We start from the raw sequence: 6,006 nt of genomic DNA on the forward strand, positions 1-6,006 counted from the left end.
CAGATGCTGACTTATCATTGTCCCTTCTTACACCTGTTTTAGTACCCGTATTGTCTCTTAGTCTTGTTCAAAAATCAAATAGGAGTCCTATATATCCTCAACTCTATTCGCGCCCCGACTGCGTTCTCGATGAATATCCACGCAGAGATTATGAGTCAGCGTCGTCAGCCAAGCCTTAAAATTAGTAATTTCTCCCGCATACTTTTGCACCTTCTCCCAAGCTTTCAGCATTGCCCGACTGAGCGCATCTTCAGCATCCGTTTGGTTTCCACCCATCCACTTGACGCAGCAACAATAAAGATAATCTCGATACTGTTGCCATTGCTGCCAAAAAATTGACCGTATATCTAAGGCGAGAGCGCTCTGTTTTGAAATGGTAGATATTTGAGAATCTAATTTCATGCTTATTAGTGTCCGACACTGAATTTTACTTAAAAGCAGTCTGTGTTGGATAACAGGCTGGCTTTAGCTCTTTGGCATCCGTATCATGATTCGTTTCCCCTGCTCTTGTCAGTCGGAAAAGTCGGATCGTTGCATCCCTTAGCCACAGCAAACTACGCGCTCAAACACAAGCGTCATAAGTCCATGAAAATATTCTTAATTTTTTTGCCAAATCGTCCATATCCCAAATTAGGCCAGCATTCAACCGAACCATTAGTAATTCGGGCTAAGTGCTGCTTTCCAGTGCCAAAGATGTCAGCAAAGTATAATGTTTCTTCTACAGCCCCTGTTTGGGTATGGGAACGTCGTCTTCCCGGTTATGTATTAGGGGGGTGTGCCAAAACCTTTTTCCCTTTGAGACGGATAAATCCGCAGGCGATCGCGTTCCACCAACAGGATCTTCATCAATCCATCCCCAGTCACATCTACCATTTGGTTATCTGAGTTGTGAAAGTCTCAAGCTACGCGAAGACGAAACAATGTTTTAGCAAATCCTAAATAGCAATTTAAGGGATTGCTGATTGATGAGATAATTCTTTGCTATTTATTAGCCTCATTTTTGATTGATAAATCAGTTATATCCTCAGACTGATGCTTGTCAACAGGTTTTAATATTCTGATACAATTTTTATATGAAGACGTATGGAAAGAACCCCATCGCCTCCGGCACATCCCCAGGGGTATAAATAAAATAATGTGCAGCTTTTTAGCAGCATGAAGCTCTTGGTTTGCTCTGGTCGTAACACTACCTGCACAATCCAACGACAAAAGTCCATGACCCACTGCATGAACAACTCACCATCAAAACCGATGTTGCAGAATAGGAAGGTGCATGATGAGTGCGATCCCTATGTTCGCCGCAGGTATCATACTTGTGGAACTCAAAATTTCCTATTATCAGGTTTCTCGTTGCTGCTAAAAGCTTGTGCTATATGCTTTTGATAAATTTTCCAACTTTTTTATTTGAAAATTACGCTTAGGCTACTATAAATTTTCCAACTTTATTTTTGTCATTGGGATTGGACTTAACGTAATATTAATAGTTTAAGGTTAAAAAGTTTTCCAACTTTTTTATTTGTTTACATATAGGTGGGTGGGAAAATTTATAACTATATCATTGCCAGCAGAGCAAAGCGAAGTGAAGCAATCACAGGAGTTTTGAGCATTTTACATTTCGTTACATAGTTAGGTTTATTTAAGCCAACCTACTCAAGTGTAAATGCGATCGCTAATAAAGCCTTTGCATAAGTCGTAAGCTGGATATAATCTAGTGTATTTACTGAGGTTTTATTCTAATTTCGAGAATAAAGTTTATAGCGCCTCACTTTGCTAACCAAGAATATTACTTTTACTAACTATAGCAATCCTAAATTAGTTGTAAAAAAAATACCCCTGTTTCCTCAGTGCCTTGGGGAATTAAGGAGGGTAGCAACAATTTCAAATTTTCACCAATGATTAGGATTGCTAAATCTTGGAATCTCAATAGAAACAGGTATGAGGCAACCAAACATCATACTTCAAAATAATTATGACCGGATCATTTACGAATGCCACTAACTTCCTAGCTGGGACAACTCCTAATTCCGTTGGAGTGACAAACATTGGCGGTAATAACGAACTCTACTTGGTGATCGGTAACTATATTGAGGCAAATCAAGACTTGCATGAGCAAATACCTGCGACTCAACTAGTTTTTATTGACTCACAGGTTGAGAACTACCAAAGTCTGGTAGTAGGTGTTTTGCCCAACACGACTGTTGTCGTTCTAGATCCAAACCGGGATGGTATTGAGCAAATTAGCCAAGTATTGGCATCTCATCGAGAAGTTAACAGCCTGCACATTGTTTCACACGGCGCACCTGGGCGAGTTTATTTGGGGAACAGTCAACTTAGCCACGAAATGCTCAATCGCTATGCTTGGCAACTCATGGGTTGGGCAAATACCTTGAGTGCAGATGCACAACTACTGCTGTATGGTTGTGAGGTTGCTCAAACAGAGCAAGGGATGGCATTTGTCCATCGTTTAAGCGAACTGACTGGTGCGGTAGTAGCGGCATCTAATGACTTAACGGGAAGTGCCTTATTAGGTGGTAACTGGGAACTGGAGGTCTGTACCGGGGCGATCGCTTCTCCTTTGGCGTTCCAGAAACAAGTAATGGCAGCCTACTCCTCAGTACTAGGAAAAGTATATCTCGACCCTAGCTTCAACACTACTGGTAAAGTTACTACTGACTTTAACAACAGTTATGACAGTGGCTACAGCATCACCGTTCAATCTGACGGCAAGATTCTGGTGGCGGGAGAGAGCGATAACGGTAGCAATGATAACTTTGCGATCGCCCGTTACAACAGCGATGGCACTCTCGATACCAGCTTCAACGCTACTGGTAAAGTCACTACCAACTTTAACGGCAGTAATGCTGTTGGCTACAGCATCACCATCCAATCTGACGGCAAGATTCTGGTGGCGGGAGAGAGCGATAACGGTAGCAATGATGACTTGACGATCGCCCGTTACAACAGCAATGGCACTCTCGATACCAGCTTCAACACTACTGGTAAAGTTACTACCGACTTTAACAACAGTTCTGACGGTGGCAACAGCATCACCGTCCAATCTGACGGCAAGATTCTGGTGGGGGGAACTAGCTATAACGTTAGCACTTATGACTTTGCGATCGCTCGTTACAACAGCAATGGCACTCTCGACACCAGCTTCAACAAGACTGGTAAAATTACTACCGACTTTAACAACAGTTCTGACAGTGGCAAAAGCATCACCGTTCAATCTGACGGCAAGATTCTCCTGGCGGGAACTAGCGATAACGGGAGCAATTATGACTTTGCGATCGCCCGTTACAACAGCAATGGCACTCTCGACAACACCTTCAACAAGACTGGTAAAGTTATTACCGACTTTAACAACAGTTATGACGATGGCAAAAGCATCACTGTGCAATCTGACGGCAAGATTCTGGTGTCGGGAAGTAGCGGCGATAACAGTAGCAATTCTGACTTTGCGATCGCTCGTTACAACAGCAATGGAACTCTCGACACTAGCTTCAACGCTACTGGTAAAGTTATTACCGACTTTAACAACAGTTATGACGATGGCAAAAGCATCACTGTGCAATCGGACGGCAAGATTCTGGTGGCGGGAAGTAGCGGCGATAACAGTAGCAATTCTGACTTTGCGATCGCCCGTTATAATAGCGATGGCACTCTCGACACTAGCTTCAACGCTACTGGTAAAGTTACTACCGACTTTAACAACACTTATGACGATGGCAAAAGCATCACTGTGCAATCGGACGGCAAGATTCTGGTAGCGGGAGATAGCAATCAGGACTTTGCGATCGCCCGTTACGTGGTCAACCAAGTTTCAGAACTAGCGAATATAATTGACGATCAACAAGCCACCCAAGATAGTGTCTTCAACTTCATCGTCCCAACTAACACTTTCACTGATGCGGATGTTGGAGATAAGCTAACTTACACTGCAACTCTAGAAAATGATCACCTCCTACCCACTTGGTTGAACTTCAATCCTACTACCCTTACTTTCAGTGGCACTCCGACAAATAAGGATGTGGGTAGTTTGAACATCAAAATCACCGCTAAAAATATTGCTGGGGATGAAGCTAATGATGTTTTTACACTTGGGGTTGCTGACGATACTAATCTTAATATCCAGCCGATTACCCTACTGACAAAAATTACAGGCGATATCTTTAGTGTCAAGACTAAGCTGAACACTAAAGGTAATAAAGCAAAACTCTCAATCAAGATTCAAAGCAGCACCGCCAAGGAGGTGAATGAACTGGGTGTATTTTTCGTTGACGATGAAAAAGGTACAATTAACGGCATAGCCCCTGGTGCAGAAGGCTATACACAAGCGGCTCTTTTGCGTTCAAAGGTGATTTTATCTTCCATTGCCAGGTTACCCAAGGGTTTTAAGCAGACTGACCTGAAAAACATACTAGAATTCGAGCCTGATACCAAACTCAGATTTTATCTAGTATCCAACAGTACTACTGAGGCTGTACTGTCTGGAAAAACCTCTTTTTCTAGTGTCCTTTTTTCCTCAGCTACAAATAGCAACACAGAAGGTGAAGGGTTTTCTCTCAACTTCCAAAATTTCGTTGTGACGGTTCAACCAACAGAGCAAAAGGTATCTTTAGGTACTGGTCTGCAAGGTAAAAATCAAGGCGAACTGATTGATTTACGCAGTGTGACACAATCGGTAACAGCTAACTTTGTAGTCCACAGAGAAGCATCTTACGACGATTATGTGGGCTTCTATCAGGTGGCTGATCAGAATGGTGGTATTGATACCAATGGTGATGGCAAAGCAGATATTCTGGTTGGTCAGGCTGGTTACGCCCAAGCCGCCGTGAGTGGACGTGTTGCAGGCATTGACTTGACTGTGAGCAACCAAGGTACAGCAAATTACACTGGTAGTTTCGGATCTGATTCTCTGTTTGCGCCGTTTATTATTGTTGATGGTCAACCCGATGCCTTTCTCAATAGCAATGCCAATAAGAATGTTTACTTCTCATTTTTGGGTGCTAACTCAGACAAGACAGATCACATTCGTCTGTTGGGAAATAACACCTTTGGTTTTGAAGATTTACCAAATGGTGGTAACAAAAGTTACAACGATATGATTGTGCAGGTAAATTTGAGTCTCAATGCTGGCTAATACAATTGGCACTCCTCGTCCTAAAGGCGCGAGGATTCTTGGTTCTCCGAGGCCACTTAAAACTAGATACCTTGCAGTGTCTAGCCCAGAGGTGGGACTCTCCCCAAGCGACTTCGGGTATGCCCTACCCTAGTTGGATTTCTCCAAGTTCTTTTTTGGATTTGAAACAAAAATGCTTCAAAATACTGTTTGCCTAGCTCCTCTGAATCTTTTACCTACTGCGAGGTGGAGTCTAGAAAAATGCAATAGAACCGCATAGTATGAGGCAGTGCGGTCTTGGGGTCTCCCCAAGTAGAGCAACTGCCGTTCAATTTTCAAGGTGCAGTGCTTCGCCTTTCGGCAGCAAGGTTTTTAGCGTGGTTGATTACCTTTTCCACCATCGCTAGTATACCAAAAGCTGCCCTAGAACGGCGGGGCTTTAGACCCATTATTTTGGTAATTATTTAGGAGTGCGGAGGCATCACAACGAGATAGCCGTGTTTATTGAGAATATAGCTATCTAACTGAGAATAAAAATCGGAGCTAAACAAATACTTCTATCTGTGCGAATGGCAAGCAAGTGCGTAGTTTACCGCCGTAGGCATCGCACAGATACGAGAAAATAGCTGTAATGGCTGTCTTGTTATCAGAGAATTGGGTTTAAAACCCCGTGCTTCTAGCACGGGGTTTATATTTACTAGCATTGCCTCTACCACTAAATATGGTAAAATAGTGGAATGCTAACCATGAATTACCGCTATCGAATCTACCCTAATATCAATCAAAAGTAGTCGCTCAAAGAGTGGATGGATGTTTGTCGCGTTGCCTATAATTACGGGCTGCGAGAAATCAAGGATTGGTGTAATAGTCGGAAGTGCATGGTT

General features: G+C 42.9%; 4 protein-coding genes and 1 pseudogene. 3 read left to right on the top strand and 2 right to left on the bottom strand.

Annotation, left to right across the window (positions count from 1 at the left end; all coding sequences use genetic code 11):
- Positions 1-87: 87 nt before the first annotated feature.
- Both V7K36_RS22175 and V7K36_RS34240 read right to left on the bottom strand, forming a co-directional pair.
- Positions 88-402 carry an RNA polymerase sigma factor gene (locus V7K36_RS22175; RefSeq protein WP_335119335.1) on the bottom strand — a complete coding sequence of 105 codons (315 nt, stop codon included), beginning with the start codon at positions 400-402 and terminating at the stop codon, positions 88-90.
- A 743-nt stretch (positions 403-1,145) separates the two neighbouring features.
- Positions 1,146-1,250: pseudogene (locus V7K36_RS34240) on the bottom strand (IS5/IS1182 family transposase); the annotation flags it as partial.
- A gap of 719 nt (positions 1,251-1,969) precedes the next feature.
- Between V7K36_RS34240 and V7K36_RS22180 the strand changes: the two are divergent.
- The 3 genes from V7K36_RS22180 to V7K36_RS34245 form a co-directional block, all read left to right on the top strand.
- Positions 1,970-5,143, top strand: coding sequence for a DUF4347 domain-containing protein (locus V7K36_RS22180; protein ID WP_335119337.1), 3,174 nt, complete (start codon positions 1,970-1,972; stop codon positions 5,141-5,143).
- Between the two features lie 276 nt (positions 5,144-5,419).
- Positions 5,420-5,590 carry a hypothetical protein gene (locus V7K36_RS22185; RefSeq protein WP_335119339.1) on the top strand — a complete coding sequence of 57 codons (171 nt, stop codon included), beginning with the start codon at positions 5,420-5,422 and terminating at the stop codon, positions 5,588-5,590.
- Positions 5,591-5,928: 338 nt separating this feature from the next.
- A partial coding sequence (locus V7K36_RS34245) for a helix-turn-helix domain-containing protein (protein WP_442948501.1) occupies positions 5,929-6,006 on the top strand: 78 nt, incomplete at its 3' end.

Source organism: Nostoc sp. (genome assembly GCF_036919555.1).
GTDB lineage: Bacteria > Cyanobacteriota > Cyanobacteriia > Cyanobacteriales > Nostocaceae > Nostoc.

Excerpts from the sequence above, each read along its gene's own strand:
- V7K36_RS22175 (WP_335119335.1), bottom strand. The coding sequence starts at position 402 with ATGAAATTAGATTCTCAAATATCTACCATTTCAAAACAGAGCGCTCTC.
- V7K36_RS22180 (WP_335119337.1), top strand. The coding sequence starts at position 1,970 with ATGACCGGATCATTTACGAATGCCACTAACTTCCTAGCTGGGACAACT.